We start from the raw sequence: 14,898 nt of genomic DNA, 5'->3' as shown, positions 1-14,898 counted from the left end.
TTTCACCGCGGCGCGGGCAGAGCGGGGCCGTCTCCGTCCAGGAACGCGAGGACACGCCGTACGAACCACTCGGGGTCGTCCAGCCAGGGGTGGTGACCGGCGCCCGGCTGGACCGTGAACTCGGCGTTCGGGTAGGCGTCGACGGCACGGCGGGCGAGGCCGGGGCACGGGCCGCCGTCGAGTTCGCCCGCCAGGACGAGGACGGGTGCGGTCAGCCGGGCCAGGGCGGCCCGGGTCGCGGGCGGGTCGTAGGCGCCCTCGGAGCCGTACACGTCGGCGGCCTGGTCGTTGCACTCCTCGTCGCCGCGCGCCTCGTGCTCCTGCGCGGCGTCGTCCCAGCGCCCGTAGAAGAAGGGCGCGAACACCGGGTCGAAGTCACCCGTTCCCGCCACCCAGGCCGCGAACGCCTCGAACGCCTCCTCGAACCACGGCTCGCTCTGCCGCAGTCGGGCCGCCGCCAACCGGTCCTCGGCCGTCGCCGGCATGCCCAGCGCCCAGGGCGTGGCGGTGACGAGCAGCAGCCGACCCACCCGCTCCGGGTACCGGGCGGCGTACAGCGTGGCCAGGCTGCCGCCTGCCGAGTGACCGAGCACGTCCATGCGCTCCAGCCCCAGGTGGTGCCGCAACGCCTCCACGTCGTCCACGAGCCGGTCGCAGCGGTAGGTGGCCGGATCCGCCGGCACGGCCGAGTCGCCGGTCCCGCGGAGGTCGAGCAGCACCAGTGGGCGGTGTACGCCGAGCCCGCCCAGGTCTCCGAGGTAGGCGGAGGCCCGCATCGGACCGCCGGGCAGCACGACGAGCGGATCGCCGTCGCCTCGGAGGTGGTAGGCGAGCCGGGTCCCGTCAGGTGCGGTGAAGGTGGGCATGGCGCCCCATTATGCGGACCCGGCACGCCGAGAAGATCTCCGCCGCCCCCTTGCCCGCGTCCGGGCCGCCTGGATCACTGACCCCGAACACCACGGGAGAGGTCCGTGCGCCCCCGCCGGGTCCTGTCGTCGAGGTCAGGCACCCGCGAACCGGTCCCGCAGCTCCCGCTTGAGGATCTTCCCGCTCGCGTTGCGCGGCAGCTCGTCCACGAACACCACCCGCTTCGGTGCCTTGAAGTGGGGAAGCTTCTCGCGGGCGTGGGCGATGAGGTCCTCCTCCGTGACCTCGCCGCGCCGGACGACGACCGCCGTGACGGCCTCGATCCACCGTTCGTCGGGCAGGCCGACCACGGCGACCTCGGCGACGGCGTCATGCGTGTACAGGGCGTCCTCGACCTGGCGGGAAGCGACCAGTACGCCACCGGAGTTGATGACGTCCTTCACGCGGTCGACGATCGTGAAGTAGCCGTGCGCGTCGCGCACCGCGAGGTCGCCGGAGCGGAACCAGCCGTCGCGGAAGGCGGCGGCCGTCTCCTCGGGCTTGTCCCAGTAGCCCTCGCACAGCTGGGGGGAGCGGTAGACGATCTCGCCGGGCGTGCCGTCGGGCATGTCCTTGCCGTCCTCGTCGACCACGCGGGCGTCCACGAAGAGGACGGGCCGGCCGCAGGAGTCCATGCGGCCCTTGTGCTCGTCGGGCGCGAGGACGGTGGCCAGCGGACCGATCTCGCTCTGCCCGAAGCAGTTGTAGAAGGCGAGCTTCGGCAGGCGTTCGCGCAGCCGCTCCAGCACGGGCGCCGGCATGATCGACGCGCCGTAGTACGCCTTGCGCAGACCGCTCAGGTCACGAGCCGCGAAGTCCGCACGATTGGTCAGGCCGATCCACACCGTCGGCGGGGCGAAGAGGCTGTCCGCGCGGCCGGTCTCGACGAGGTCGAAGAGGCGGTCGCCGTCCGGCGCGTCGAGGATGACGTTGGTCGCGCCGACCGCGAGATACGGCATCAGGAACACGTGCATCTGCGCCGAGTGGTACAGCGGCAGCGAGTGCACCGGCCGGTCGCCCGCGCTGAGGTCGAGTGCGGTGATCGCGCTCAGGTACTCGTGCACCAGGGCGCGGTGCGTCATCATCGCGCCCTTCGGCAGGGCCGTCGTCCCGGAGGTGTACAGCAGCTGCACCAGGTCCTCGCTGCGCGCTTCGGGACCGTCGTACGCGGGTGTGGTGGCCAGCCGCGCCAGCAGGGAGTCCTCGGCGTCGCGCAGGGGCAGCGTGCGGACTCCGGCGGGGAGCCGTGCGGCCAGATCCGGGTCGGTGAGGACCAGGGAGCTGCCGGACTGACCGACGAGGTACGCGAGGTCGTCGCCGGTGAGGTTCTGGTTGACGGGTACGTGCACGAGGCCCGCGCGGGCGCAGGCGAGGAAGCCGATCAGATAGGCGTCGGAGTTGTGGCCGTAGGCGCCGACCCGGTCACCGGGGTCCAGGCCCTGGCCGAGCAGGAGGCTCGCCGCGCGGGACACCGCCTCGTCGAGTTCCTCGTAGGTCCAGGAGCGGTCGCCGTACTCCACCGCGACCCGTGCCGGGGTGCGTCGGGCGCTGCGTCGCAGCACTCCGTCAACCGTGCTGCCGTGTCCGGGCGTCATGACACATGATCCTCGGTCCGCGGAAGAAGGAGGTCAAGCACCGGGGTGCGCTGCTCTTCGACCGGTTCTGGCGGAAGCTGACGGCCTCCGTGCCGGCCGGGCAGCTGTGGAAGGTGCCGTTCCCGGCGACGGACCCGGTCCGCACGCCGCACACGCTCAACACGGCCGCGCCGGGCTTCACCACCGCCCTCGCGGACGCGGTCACCGAGTTGCGGGCTGCGGGCATCGCGCTCGGCTCCCCGCTCGCGCGGCACCAGTTCGTCGTCCGGAACGACCGGCGCATCCCCGTTCCGGGCGGCACCGAGTCGCTGGGCGTGTGGAACAAGATCGAGCCGGTGTGGAACCCGGCGGGCGGCGGCTACACCGAGGTGACGACCGGCTCCAGCTACCTATAGGCCGTGGGCTGGGACGGCAGCCGGTGCCCGGTCGCCCGTACGCTGCTGACGTACTCCCAGTCCTCGAACCCGAACTCGCCGCACCACAGCGACCAGACCCGGTTGTTCTCCGGCGAGAAGTGGGTGACGTCCCGGTTCTGCGAGAGGGACATCCTGTCCTCGGCGGCGCTGAGGATCGTCTTCGTCCGCGAGCGCTGATCGTGTGGTCCCGCCCCTCCCACGGGGCGGGACCGCACTGCCGGTTCAGGTGGTGATGCGGCCGAGCTTGTCCGGGTTGAGCACCACGTAGATGGCGTCGATGCGGTCGTCCCGCACGTCGATCGTGACGACCTGGTCGATGCCGTCGACCGTGATCGCGAGGGTGGGCCGGCCGTTGACGTCCACGCGCCGCGGGGTGCCGAGGGGGTAGCGGGCGACCAGGTCGGCGGCGAAGGCGACGACCCGCTCGCGGCCCTCGACGGGCCACAGGGCCGCCCTGACCTTGCCGCCCCCGTCACTCCAGGCGACGGCGTCCTCGGTCAGCAGCGCGGTCAGCCGGGCCTGGTCCCTGCTCTGCGCGGCCTCCAGGAACCGCGCCAGGAGCTTGGCGTGGTCGTCGTCCAAGAGCGTGAACCGGTCGCGTCCGGCGGCGAGCCGGCGGCTTGCGCGCAGGTACATCTGGCGGCAGTTCGTCTCGGTGGCGTCGAGGATGCGGGCGATTTCGCCGTACGGAAGTTCGAAGGCCTCGTGCAGCACGAAAGCCGCGCGGTCCGGGGGTGACAGACGCTCCATCAGGTGGACGGTGGCGTAGGCGACGGTGTTCCGCAGCGCGGCCGTGCCCAGCGGGCCGAGCGAGCCGGTGGCCACCGGCTCGGGCAGCCAGGGCCCGGTGTACGCCTCGCGGGTCACCTTGGCGGACTTGAGCCGGTCGACGGCGAACCTCGTGAGGACGGTGACGAGGTAGGTCCGGGGACCGCGGACCTGGGCCTGGTCGGTGCCGGTCCACCGCAGGTGGGCGTGGTGGACGACGTCCTCGGCGTCCCCCATGCTGCCGAGCAGCCGGTAGGCGAGGCCGAGCAGCAGGGGGCGGTAGGTCTCGAACTGCTCGGTCGCCGGCTCGGGGGTTTCCAATTCCCATGTCCTTCCCAGACGTTCGCTGCGGTGGTCGCCGCCAGTGCGGGTGCCCCCAGTCAACTCCGCCGCGTCCCTGTCGCGCCACCCGGAGTGACCGGACGGCCGGTCGCCGCCGCAGATCGTGCCGGGTCCGAGGAGCCGGCACGGGAAGGTGAAGGCCGGTCAGACCGGTCGTGTACGGCCCTGCCAGTACGGATCCCGCAACCGCCGCTTGTACAGCTTGCCGTTGGGGTCGCGCGGCAGGTGAGCGATGAAGTCGACGCTCTTGGGCCGCTTGTACCCGGCGAGCTGTTCGGCGCAGTGGTCGAGGAGCGCGGCGGCGAGGGCGGGGCCCGGCTCGTGGCCGGGGGCCGGTTCGACGACGGCCTTGACCTCCTCGCCCCAGTCGTCGTGCGGGATACCGAAGGCGGCGGCGTCGGCGACGGCGGGGTGGGAGAGCAGGGCGGACTCGATCTCGGCCGGGTAGATGTTGACCCCGCCGGAGATGATCATGTCGATCTTGCGGTCGCGGAGGAAGAGGTAGCCGTCCTCGTCGAGGACGCCGAGGTCGCCGACGGTGAAGAAGTCGCCGATGCGGTTCTTGCGGGTCTTGGCCTCGTCCTTGTGGTACGAGAAGCCGCCGGTGTTCATCTTCAGGTAGACCGTGCCGAGTTCGCCGGGCGGCAGCCGGTTGCCGTCGTCGTCGAAGACCGCGAGCTCGCTGATGGGCCAGGCCTTGCCGACGGTCCCGGGTTTCTTCAGCCAGTCCTCGGCGGTCGCGAAGGCTCCACCGCCCTCGCTGGCCGCGTAGTACTCCTCCACGCAGTGTCCCCACCAGTCGATCATGGCCCGTTTGACGTGGTCGGGGCAGGGGGCGGCGCCGTGGATGGCGTGCCGCATGGACGAGACGTCGTAGCGCGCCCTGACGTCGTCCGGGAGGGCCAGCAGCCGGTGGAACTGGGTGGGGACCATGTGGGTGTGGGTGCACCGGCGGGTGTCGATGAGGCGGAGCATCTCCTCGGGTGTCCACTTGTCCATCAGGACCAGTCGGTGGCCGATGTGCAGGGACGCGCCGGCGAACTGGAGCACGGCCGTGTGGTAGAGCGGCGAGCAGACGAGGTGCACGTTGTCGTCGAACGGCCGGATGCCGAAGATGCCGAGAAAGCCGCCGAGGTACGCCTCCTCGGGGAGCTTGCCCGGCAGGGGACGCCGGATGCCGCGCGGGCGGCCGGTGGTGCCCGAGGTGTAGTTCATGACCCAGCCGAGAGTGCGGTCGGCGGGCGCCGACTCCGGCTGCCCGTCGAGGAGTTCGGTGTAGGGCCGGAAGCCCTCGACCGTGCCGACGGCGTACCGGTGGGTGGCCGGGAGGCCGGCCTCGTCGGCGGCGTGGCGGGCCGGCCCGGCGAACCGCTCGTGGGCGAGGAGCACCTTGGCGCCGGAGTCGGCGACGATCCAGGCGATCTCGGGGCCGACGAGGTGGTGGTTGACGGGAACGAGATAGAACCCGGCCTGGCTGGCGGCGAGGTACGCGGTGAGGAACTCGACGCCGTTGGGCAGGACGACGGCGAAGGCGTCACCACGTTCGAGCCCGGCGGCGCGCAGCCCGTGCACCATCCGGTTGGTCTCGGCGTGCAGCCGTCCAGCCGTCCACTCCTCGCCGTCGGGCGCGACGAGGGCGGGGCGCTGGGGGTCGGCCGCGGCCTGGGCCCAGAATCCGTTGAGGGACTGAGTCGTCACTCCTGGCTCCTTCCGGCGATCCGGTTGACGCGGTCGACGGCCTCCTCGAAGCCGCGGGTGAGGTCGTCGAAGACCTCCTGGACGCTGCGTTCGCTGTTCATCCGGCCGACGATCTGCCCGACGGGCGTGCCGAGCAGTGGCTCCACCTCGTACCTCTGGATCCGCGAGACCGCGTCGGCGACCAGCAGTCCCTGCAACGGCATGGGGAGCGTGCCGGGTCCGTCCGGGTCGTCCCAGGCGTCGGTCCATTCGGTGCGCAGCTGCCGTGCGGGTTTCCCGGTCAGCGCGCGCGAGCGGACCGTGTCGCCGGACCCGGCCGCGAGGAGCTTGCGGGTCAGGGCGCGCGAGTGCATGTCGGCCTCGGTGGTGGTCAGCCACAGGGAACCGAGCCACACCCCCTGGGCGCCGAGGGCGAGCGCGGCGGCCACCTGCCGGCCGCTGCCGATGCCGCCGGCCGCGAGCACGGGCAACGGGCCGACCGCGTCGACGACTTCGGGCGTGAGCACCATCGAGGCGATCTCACCGGTGTGGCCGCCCGCCTCGTAGCCCTGCGCCACGACGATGTCGATGCCCGCCTCCGCGTGCTTGCGGGCGTGCCGGGCGCTGCCCGCGAGCGCGGCGACGGGAACGCCCTGCGCGTGGGCACGCTCGATGACGTCGGCGGGCGGTGAACCCAGCGCGTTGGCCAGCAGCTTGATCGGATAGTCGAAGGCGACGTCCAGCTGGTTGCGGGCGACCTGTTCCATCCAGCCGGTGATGCGCCAGCCCGAGGCCTCCCCTTCGGCCAGATCGGGTACGCCGTACTTGGCGAGGGTGTCCTTGACGTACTGGCGATGCCCCTCGGGGATCATCGCCTCCACGTCCGCCTCCGTGACGCCCTCGACCTTCCTGGCGGGCATGACGACGTCCAGCCCGTACGGCCTGCCGTCGACGTTGGCCTCGATCCAGTCGAGGTCGCGTTTGAGGTCGTCGGGGGCCGTGTAGCGGACCGCGCCGAGCACTCCGAAGCCGCCGGCCCGGCTGATGGCCGCGGCGACGGCGGGGAACGGCGTGAAGCCGAAGACGGCGTGCTCGACTCCCAGTGTCTTGCTCAGCTCCGTCTGCATGGGCGCAGGATGCCGCAGTCCTCCGGACGACGGAAGAGCATTTCTGATGCTCCGTCAGATTTTTGCGCGCCGGCACAGCCGTCCGGACGGACGGCCGCGCGAACGCCTGCGCGCCCGGTTGACACACCGCTCACCTGACACAAGGGTTTCACAGCGCAAGGTGATCCCGGAAAGATACTTTCAGGCAGCGGGAGGTTCACCCATGACGGAGGACTCGGCGGGCAGAGCGACGGCCGGACACGGGCCGGGGATGACCCGGCGTCAACTGGGCCGACGCACCCTCGCGCTGGGCGGCGCCCTCGCCATCGCGCCCTTCCCCGCGGGCCCGGCCTCCGCCGCCCCGCGGACCGCCCATCCCACCCTGCGCCACGGCTCCCCCGAGCGCGCCGGTCTGCTCTCCACCCACCTGCGGCAACTCGTCACCGACGCCGAGGCGTTCCTCGCCCCCTCCCCCGAACACCCCTGGTACGCGGGCGCCGTGCTGCTCGCCGGCCGCGGCTCCACCGTGGCCCTGCATCAGCCCGTCGGGATGGCGGTGCGCTACCAGGCGTACGACGAGAAGACCGACAGCGGCGTCGAGTTCCCGGCCGACCGGCAGATCCCCATGGCGCAGGACACCGTCTTCGACCTCGCCTCGGTGTCGAAGCTGTTCACGTCGATCCTCGCCGTCCAGCAGATCGAGCGGGGCGCGCTGGAGCTGGAGGGGAAGGTCGCCGGGTACCTCCCGGAGTTCGGCGGCGCGGGCAAGCAGGACGTCACCGTCCGCCAGCTCCTCACCCACACGTCGGGATTCCGCGCCTGGATCCCGCTGTACAACGCGCCGACGTACGAGGAGAAGCTCCAGCTCATCTGGAAGGAGGCGCCGCTCAACGCGCCCGGCTCCACCTACCTCTACTCGGACCTGAACCTGATCGCGCTCCAGCTGGTGCTGGAGAGGATCACGGGCCGCCCGCTGGACACCCTCCTCCACGACGAGGTCACCGCCCCGCTCGGCCTGCACCACACCCGCTACAACCCGCCCGCCGACTGGAAGCCGAAGATCGCGGCCACGGAGGACGCCCGCAAGCCCTGGTCGGGACTGGAACGGGGACTCGTGTGGGGCGAGGTCCACGACGAGAACGCCTTCGGTCTCGGCGGCGTCGCCGGCCACGCGGGCGTGTTCTCCACCGCGTGGGACCTGGCCGTTCTGGGCCGGACGCTGCTCAACGGCGGCGCCTACGGCCGGACCCGCATCCTGCGGCCGCAGTCCGTGGAGCTGATGTTCACCGACTTCAACACCGCCTTCCCCGGTGACGAGCACGGCCTCGGCTTCGAGCTCTACCAGCACTGGTACATGGGTGCGCTGGCCACACCGCGTACGGCGGGACACACCGGCTTCACCGGCACCTCGCTGGTACTCGACCCGACGACCGACTCCTTCCTCGTCGTCCTCGGCAACTCCGTCCACCCGGTGCGCGGTTGGCGGTCCGGCTCCGCTCCCCGGGTCGCCGCGGGGAACAACATGGCGCGCGCCGTGCGGGTCCGCCCCGCGTACGGACGTACCGCCTGGTTCTCCGGAATGGCGAGCAACACCACCGCCACCCTCGCACTGCCCGCGCTCGACACGGCCTCGGGCGCCGCACGGCTGCGCTGCGCGCTGTGGTGGGACACCGAGCCGGCCGATGTCCTCGTCCTGGAGGCCACCACGGACGGCGGCACGACCTGGCAGCCCGTCCCGTTCACCACCACCCGCCACGGCGACGAGCCGCGGGAGCACCCGGCCGGCACGGTCACCGGCTGGTCCGGGCGCGTCTGGCACCGGCTCGGGGCGGCCCTCCCGGCGGCCCGGCACCTGGGCCTGCGCTGGCGGTACACGACCGACCGGCTGTACGTCGGCCGCGGCGCCTACGTCGACGGGCTGCGGGTCGAGACGGCCGACGGCGTCCTCTTCGACGCGGCACGTCCGGCGGACGCGGCACGGATCGACGCGAAGGGCTGGACCGTGTCCGCCGACTGACGGCTCCGACCGCGTCGCCTCCGTCGCCGGCACGGCGCCGCGGGCGACGAGGGACACGGCTCTGAGCGTCAGCCGTCGAGTTGCTCCAGCACGGCCATGGCGGCGTTGTGCCCCGGTACCCCGCTCACCCCTCCCCCGCGTACCGCACCCGCCCCGCACAGCAGCACGTTCGCGTGCCGGGTCTCCACACCCCAGCGGCCGGTGCCCTCCTGGGCGTAGGGCCAGGTCAGTTCGCGGTGGAAGATGTTGCCGCCGGGAAGCCTGAGGTCGCGCTCCAGGTCCAGCGGTGTCCTCGCCTCGATGCAGGGCCGCCCGTCGGCGTCGGTCGCCAGGCAGTCGGCCAGCGGCTCGGCGAGATGGGCGTCCAACTGCGCGAGGGTCGACTTCAGAAGCTCCTCGCGCACGGTGTCGTTGTCCCGGTCGAAGAGCCGGGCGGGTGTGTGCAGACCGAACAACGTCAGCGTCTGGTAGCCCTGTTCGACGAGGTCCGGGCCGAGGATCGTCGGGTCGGTGAGCGAGTGGCAGTAGATCTCGGAGGGCGGCGCGGTGGGCAGTTCGCCGGCGGCGGCCTGGGTGTGGGCGGTGGCCAGCTGCTCGTAGCCCTCGGCGATGTGGAAGGTGCCGGCAAACGCCTCGTGGGGGTCGACGGAGTTGTCGCGCAGCCTCGGCAGCCGGGTGAGGAGCATGTTCACCTTGAGCTGGGCGCCCTCGGCGGGGGCGGGCGGCTCGTCGCCGGTGAGCACGGCCAGCTCCTGCGGTGAGGCGTTGACGAGGACGTGCCGAGCGGTCGCGACGGCCTCCCCTTCGGCGGTGCGGTAGGTGATCTCGGCGGTACGTCCGTCCGTGTCGATGCGTACGGCCTCGTGCCCGGTGGCGAGGACCGCGCCCGCGTCACGGGCTGCCGTGGCGAGGGCGTCGGTGAGGGCGCCCATGCCGCCGACGGGTACGTCCCAGGCGCCCGTGCCGCCGCCGATCACGTGATAGAGGAAGCAGCGGTTCTGCGGGAGAGCGGGGTCGTGGGCGTCGGCGAAGGTCCCGATGAGGGCGTCGGTGAGGACCACGCCCCGCACCAGGTCGTCGCTGAAGCGGTCCTCGATCGCCGCCCCGATCGGCTCCTCGAAAAGGGTCCGCCAGGCGTCCTCGTCGTCGATGCGGGCGCGCAGTTCGTCACGGCCGGGCAGCGGCTCGGTGAGCGTCGGGAAGACCCGCTGGGCCACGTGGGCGGTCATGCCGTAGAAGCGCTGCCACGCCTCGTACTCACGCTCCCCGCCGGTGAGCCGCGCGAACGCCTCCCGGGTGCGCCGCTCACCCCCGCCGACCAGGAGCCCGGTCGGCCGGCCGTCCCGTTCGACGGGGGTGTACGACGAGACGGTGCGGGTCCGGACGCGGAAGTCCAGGCCGAGGTCCCGCACGACCTTCTTCGGCAGCAGGCTGACCAGGTAGGAGTAGCGCGACAGCCGTGCGTCCACGCCGGCGAAGGGCCGCGTGGAGACGGCTGCGCCCCCCGTGTGGTCCAGCCGTTCCAGCACCAGCACGGACCGTCCGGCCCGGGCCAGGTAGGCGGCGGCGACGAGGCCGTTGTGGCCACCGCCGACGATGACGGCGTCGTACGTGCGGTGTCCCGGGTGTCCCTCGTGTGCAGCCATGGTTCTTGGTAACACGGAGTGATCCACATCGGCCAGAGATGGACCGCGTCGGAGTCAGCGGGAGCCCGACGCCCGCTGCTGCCGCAGCGCCGCCACCCTCCGGTACAGCTCGACCGCCTCCGCGCCCCGGCCCAGCTGTTCCAGGCAGTGGGCCTCGTCGTTGCGGCTGGCGAGGGTGTCGGGGTGGTCGGCGCCCAGGACGCGCTCGCGGGCGTCGGCGACGCGCCGGTACTCGGTGAGCGCGTCCGGCCAGCGGCCGAGCCAGCCGAGGCCGACGGCGACCTCCCGGCGGCTGACCAGGGTGTCCGGGTGGTCGGGGCCGAGGACGCGCTCGCGGACGGCGCACACGTCGCGGGACTCGGCGAGGGCTTCCTCCCAGCGGCCGAGGCGGCCGAGGTTGACGCCGAGGCCGTGCCGGGCGCGGAGGGTTTCGGGGTGGGCGGCGCCGTGCACACGGGTGCGGTCGTCGATGAGGTCGCGGTAGAGCTGAAGGGCTTCCGCGCTGCGGCCGAGGCGGCCGAGGCTGATGCCGATCTCGTAGCGAGCGGCGAGGGTGTCGGCGTGGTCGGGGCCGAGGGCCCGGGCGCGGGCTTCGGCGACCTCGCGGTAGGTCTGCAGAGCCTCCGGCCAGCGACCCAGCTGGCCGAGTGCGTAGGCGACCTCGTAGCGGGTCACCAGGGTGTCGGGGTGGTGCGCGCCGAGGACGCGGGCGCGGGCGGCCGCCACCTCGCAGGCCATGCGGTACGAGTCCTCCAGGCGCCCGAGTCTGCTCAGGTTGAAGGCCAGGTTGTGGCGACAGCGCAGGGTGTCGGGGTGGTCGGCGCCCATGGCGCGCTCGCGGGCGGCCAGGACGGAGTTGTAGACCTGGTGGGCGTCGAAGTGGCGGCCCAACTGGCCGAGGACGTACGCCATTTCCTGGCGTGCGGCGAGGGTGTCGGGGTGGTCCGGACCGAGCGCGATGCTTCTCGCCCGGGTGACGTGCTTGTACTCCCGCAGCGCGTCGGCGGCGCGGCCGGTGCGGCTGAGGGTGAAGGCGACCTCGTAGCGGCTGGCCAGGGTGTCGGGGTGGTCGGGGCCGAGCAGGTGTTCGCGTTCGGCGGCGACCGCGCGGTGCACCTCGCCCGCCTCGGCCCAGCGGCCCAGCCGCCCCAGACTGAGCCCGGCGTTGTGCCGTCCGGCGAGCGCGGTGACCGCTTCCGCGGAGGGGGTGGGCGGCACGTCCGGTACGGATTCCTCCATCCGGCCCGTGAGGGAGCGCGGGATCCACTCGCCGGTGAGGCCCGCGTCGGCGTCCGGGGGTGTGGTGCGCAGGCCGGCGCCGGTGGCCTTGTGGCCGGTGGTCATGCCCCGCGTCCAGGACGGCAGGCGCACCTCGCGGGGCCGTGCGAGCTCGGGCGGGCGCAGGTCCGGTTGCGGGGTGACGACGGTCGGCACATAGGCCGGGGTGGACCGGCCCGCATCGATCCGGCGGCCCAGCTCCCTGGCGTCGTGCGGGCGTTGCCCCGGCTCCTTGGCCAGCAGGTCGAGGATGACCTGGTCCAGGTAGGCGGGCAGCTCGGAGCGGTGGCTGCGCGGCGGGCGGGGCGGCGTGTCGCGGTGGCCGATGAGGATCGACCAGGCGTCGTCGAGGTCGAACGGCGGTGCCCCGGTGGCGATCTCGTACAGCACGCAGCCCAGCGAGTACAGGTCGCTGCGCTGGTCGACCTCGGAGCCGCCGATCTGCTCCGGCGACATGTAGTGCGGGGTGCCCATCGCGATGCCGGTGCCGGTCAGCCGTGAGGTGAAGCCGATGTCCGCGCCGAGCCGGGCGATGCCGAAGTCGCAGATCTTCACCGTGCCGTCGGTGAGCCGCACGATGTTCGCGGGTTTCAGGTCACGGTGCACGATGCCCTGCCGGTGCGTGTACGCGAGGGCGGCGGCGACCTGGTCGGCGATCTCGACGACGTCCGCCACGGGCAGCGGGTGCTTGTTGTCCTCCAGGAGCTGGCTGAGGTTACGGCCCTCCAGGAGCTCCATGACGAGGTAGAGGACGCCGTCGTACTCGCCGAAGTCGTGGACGACGGTCACGCCCCGGTGCTGGAGGGCGGCCGCCACCCGGGCCTCGCGCCGGAACCGCTCTCTCAGGACCCGGGTGAAGGCCTGGTCGTGCTGCGCGCCCAGCGGCTTGAGGCACTTCACGGCGACATGCCGGCCCAGCGACTCGTCCCGCGCCCGCCAGACCTCGCCCATGCCACCGCGCCCGATCACCTCGAGCAACCGGTACCGGCCCTGGATAAGCCTGTCGTCCCCCATCTCCTGCGACCGCCCCCGTCGTCACCGCGCCCCGCCCTCCCCTGACCCGTCCAGTATGGCGAGCTGTCGTCCGAGTTTGTACGGCGCCGGGCGGGAGCCCGGTCCCAGACGGGACATGGCGCGCAGGATGTGTTTGGGCGGGAGCTGCCAGCGCACACGTGCGGGGATGCAGCGCAGCAGGGTCCCCGTGGCGCGCAACTGGCGGGTGACGGTGGCGGGTTCCGGGGCCGGCCTGCCGTACAGCTCGTGGGCGAACGGCGGCAGAGCGGCGTACGCCAGATGCGCCACGCGCCGCCACAGCACCTCGCGCGCCGGGACGAGAAGAGGGTGCGTCGGAGGGCGGAGGAGGAAGTCGTCCACCGCGCGTGCCTCTTCTCCGGCGGCGAGCTGGGGCCGGACCTTCGCGAAGTAGGCGTTCATCTCGGCCCGGTCGGCCGGTACGGCGTCCGGGTCGAGGCCCACCAGCCGGGCGCTGACCCGGTGCTCGCGCAGGTAGCGGTCGGCCTGCGCGTCGGTGAGCGGGAAGCCGGAGCGGCGCGCCACCTGCAGATACGAGTCGATCTCCGCACAGTGCACCCACAGCAGCAGCTCGGGTTCGTCGACGCCGTAGCGCTCGCCGGTGCCGGGGTCGGTCGCCCCCAGTTTGCCGTGGATCTTCCGGACCCGGGCTCCCGCCTTCTCGGCGGCCTCGGTGGTGCCGTACGTCGTGGTGCCGACGAAGCTCGCGGTGCGGAACAGCCGGCCCCAGGCGTCGGCCCGGAAGTCGGAGTTCTGCATGACGCCCCGGACCGCGCGCGGGTGCAGGGCCTGGAGGTAGAGGGCACGGACGCCCGCGATCCACATCATCGGATCACCGTGCATCTGCCAGGTCACCGAGTCGGGACCGAACAGTCCTGGATCGCCTATCCGGGGTTCCGCCATCTCAGCAGGCTAGCGCCGCACCCTCGGCATCCCCAGGCCGATCCAGGAGATGATCTCCCGCTGGATCTCGTTGTTGCCGCCGCCGAAGGTGAAGATGACCGCCGAGCGGTAGCCGCGTTCCAGTTCGCCCCGGAGCACCGTGCCCGCCGAGCCCTCCTTCAGCGCGCCCGCGGCCCCGACGATCTCCATGAGCCAGGCGTACGCGTCCCGGCGGGCCTCGGAGCCGTACACCTTGACCGCTGAGGCGTCCTGCGGGGTGAGGGTGCCGTCCTGGACGGCGTTCACCATCCGCCAGTTGAGGAGCTTGAGCGCGTCGAGCCTGGTGTGGGTGCGGGCGAGGAGGCGGCGGACCCAGGGCAGGTCGACGACGCGGCGGCCGTCGGCCAGCTTGGTCTCCATGGCCCAGCGCTGGACGTCGTGCAGGGCGCGGATCGCCATGGTGCCATGCGCGGCGAGGGTGACGCGCTCGTGGTTGAGCTGGTTGGTGATCAGCCGCCAGCCCTGGTTCTCCTCGCCGACCCGGTGGGCAACGGGAACGCGGACGTTCTCGTAGTAGCTGGCCGTGGTGTCGTGCGAGGCGAGGGTGTTGATGACGGTGCAGGAGTAGCCGGGGTCGGTGGTCGGCATCAGGAGCATGGTGATGCCCTTGTGCGGCGGCGCGTCGGGGTCGGTGCGGACCGCGAGCCAGACCCAGTCGGCCGTGTCGCCGTTGGTGGTCCAGATCTTGTGGCCGTTGACGATGTACTCGTCGCCCTCGCGGACGGCACGGGTCTTCAGGGACGCCAGGTCGGTGCCGGCGTCGGGCTCGCTGTAGCCGATCGCGAAGTCGATCTCACCGGAGAGGATCTTCGGGAGGAAGTACGTCTTCTGCTCCTGGGTGCCGTACCGCATGATCGTCGGGCCCACGGTGTTCAGGGCCATCAGCGGCAGCGGTACGCCGGCCTGGGCGGCCTCGTCGAAGAAGATGAACTGTTCCATCGCGGTCAGGCCCCGGCCGCCGTACTCCTTCGGCCAGCCGACGCCGAGCCAGCCGTCCCCGCCGAGGCGGCGGATCGTGTCGCGGTAGAAGCGCTTCTGGGCGGCCCGGTCGGTGATGGTGGCATCCGCCACCAGCTGGGCGAAGTAGACGCGCAGTTCGGTGCGCAGCCGCTGCTGCTCGGGCGTGTGATCGAGATGCACGGCGCCTCCAGGCTCCCAGGCCGGTCCTGACGG

The 14,898-nt window shown here is 72.3% G+C and carries 10 protein-coding genes and 1 pseudogene; 2 read left to right on the top strand and 9 right to left on the bottom strand.

Going from position 1 to position 14,898, the window contains the following annotated elements; all coding sequences use genetic code 11:
* Positions 1-2: 2 nt before the first annotated feature.
* Positions 3-866 carry an alpha/beta fold hydrolase gene (locus tag KUM49_RS44345; protein WP_217242634.1) on the bottom strand — a complete coding sequence of 288 codons (864 nt, stop codon included), beginning with the start codon at positions 864-866 and terminating at the stop codon, positions 3-5.
* A gap of 135 nt (positions 867-1,001) precedes the next feature.
* Entirely contained in the window at positions 1,002-2,501 is a 1,500-nt protein-coding gene (locus KUM49_RS44340; protein WP_217242633.1) for an acyl-CoA synthetase, read from the bottom strand.
* 38 nt (positions 2,502-2,539) lie between these two features.
* On the opposite strand from KUM49_RS44340, the pseudogene KUM49_RS44335 reads away from it, so the two are divergent.
* Positions 2,540-3,094: pseudogene (locus tag KUM49_RS44335) on the top strand (penicillin acylase family protein); the annotation flags it as partial.
* Between the two features lie 45 nt (positions 3,095-3,139).
* Here KUM49_RS44335 and sigJ read toward each other — a convergent pair.
* The 3 genes from sigJ to KUM49_RS44320 all read right to left on the bottom strand — a co-directional run bounded on the left by sigJ (position 3,140) and on the right by KUM49_RS44320 (position 6,831).
* Entirely contained in the window at positions 3,140-4,006 is an 867-nt protein-coding gene (sigJ, locus tag KUM49_RS44330; protein ID WP_217242632.1) for an RNA polymerase sigma factor SigJ, read from the bottom strand.
* A gap of 165 nt (positions 4,007-4,171) precedes the next feature.
* Complete coding sequence (locus KUM49_RS44325; RefSeq protein WP_217242631.1) at positions 4,172-5,725, bottom strand: acyl-CoA synthetase; 1,554 nt, start codon at positions 5,723-5,725, stop codon at positions 4,172-4,174.
* The gene (locus KUM49_RS44320) at positions 5,722-6,831 is read right to left on the bottom strand and encodes a nitronate monooxygenase family protein (protein ID WP_217242630.1); all 1,110 of its coding nucleotides are present in this window, start codon (positions 6,829-6,831) and stop codon (positions 5,722-5,724) included. The genes KUM49_RS44325 and KUM49_RS44320 overlap by 4 nt, the downstream gene beginning before the upstream one ends.
* Before the next feature lie 202 nt (positions 6,832-7,033).
* Between KUM49_RS44320 and KUM49_RS44315 the strand changes: the two genes are divergently transcribed.
* A complete protein-coding gene (locus tag KUM49_RS44315; RefSeq protein WP_217242629.1) occupies positions 7,034-8,827 on the top strand; it encodes a serine hydrolase in 1,794 nt (597 codons plus the stop codon).
* 68 nt (positions 8,828-8,895) lie between these two features.
* Here KUM49_RS44315 and KUM49_RS44310 read toward each other — a convergent pair whose 3' ends face one another.
* Genes KUM49_RS44310 through KUM49_RS44295 form a run of 4 tightly spaced genes read right to left on the bottom strand, consistent with a single transcriptional unit; the run spans position 8,896 to position 14,865 of the window.
* The gene (locus tag KUM49_RS44310; protein ID WP_217242628.1) at positions 8,896-10,473 is read right to left on the bottom strand and encodes an NAD(P)/FAD-dependent oxidoreductase; all 1,578 of its coding nucleotides are present in this window, start codon (positions 10,471-10,473) and stop codon (positions 8,896-8,898) included.
* Between the two features lie 54 nt (positions 10,474-10,527).
* Positions 10,528-12,765 carry a serine/threonine-protein kinase gene (locus KUM49_RS44305; RefSeq protein ID WP_217242627.1) on the bottom strand — a complete coding sequence of 746 codons (2,238 nt, stop codon included), beginning with the start codon at positions 12,763-12,765 and terminating at the stop codon, positions 10,528-10,530.
* A gap of 21 nt (positions 12,766-12,786) precedes the next feature.
* Positions 12,787-13,686 (bottom strand): oxygenase MpaB family protein, encoded by a 900-nt coding sequence (locus KUM49_RS44300; protein ID WP_217242626.1) that lies wholly within the window; start codon positions 13,684-13,686, stop codon positions 12,787-12,789.
* Between the two features lie 9 nt (positions 13,687-13,695).
* Complete coding sequence (locus KUM49_RS44295; RefSeq protein WP_217242625.1) at positions 13,696-14,865, bottom strand: acyl-CoA dehydrogenase family protein; 1,170 nt, start codon at positions 14,863-14,865, stop codon at positions 13,696-13,698.
* Positions 14,866-14,898 lie beyond the last annotated feature (33 nt).

Origin of the sequence: Streptomyces sp. AC555_RSS877 (assembly GCF_019049245.1) — a bacterium.
Classification (GTDB): Bacteria; Actinomycetota; Actinomycetes; order Streptomycetales; family Streptomycetaceae; genus Streptomyces.
Note: the sequence above shows the minus strand (reverse complement) of the source record. Positions and strands in the feature narration are given on the sequence as shown.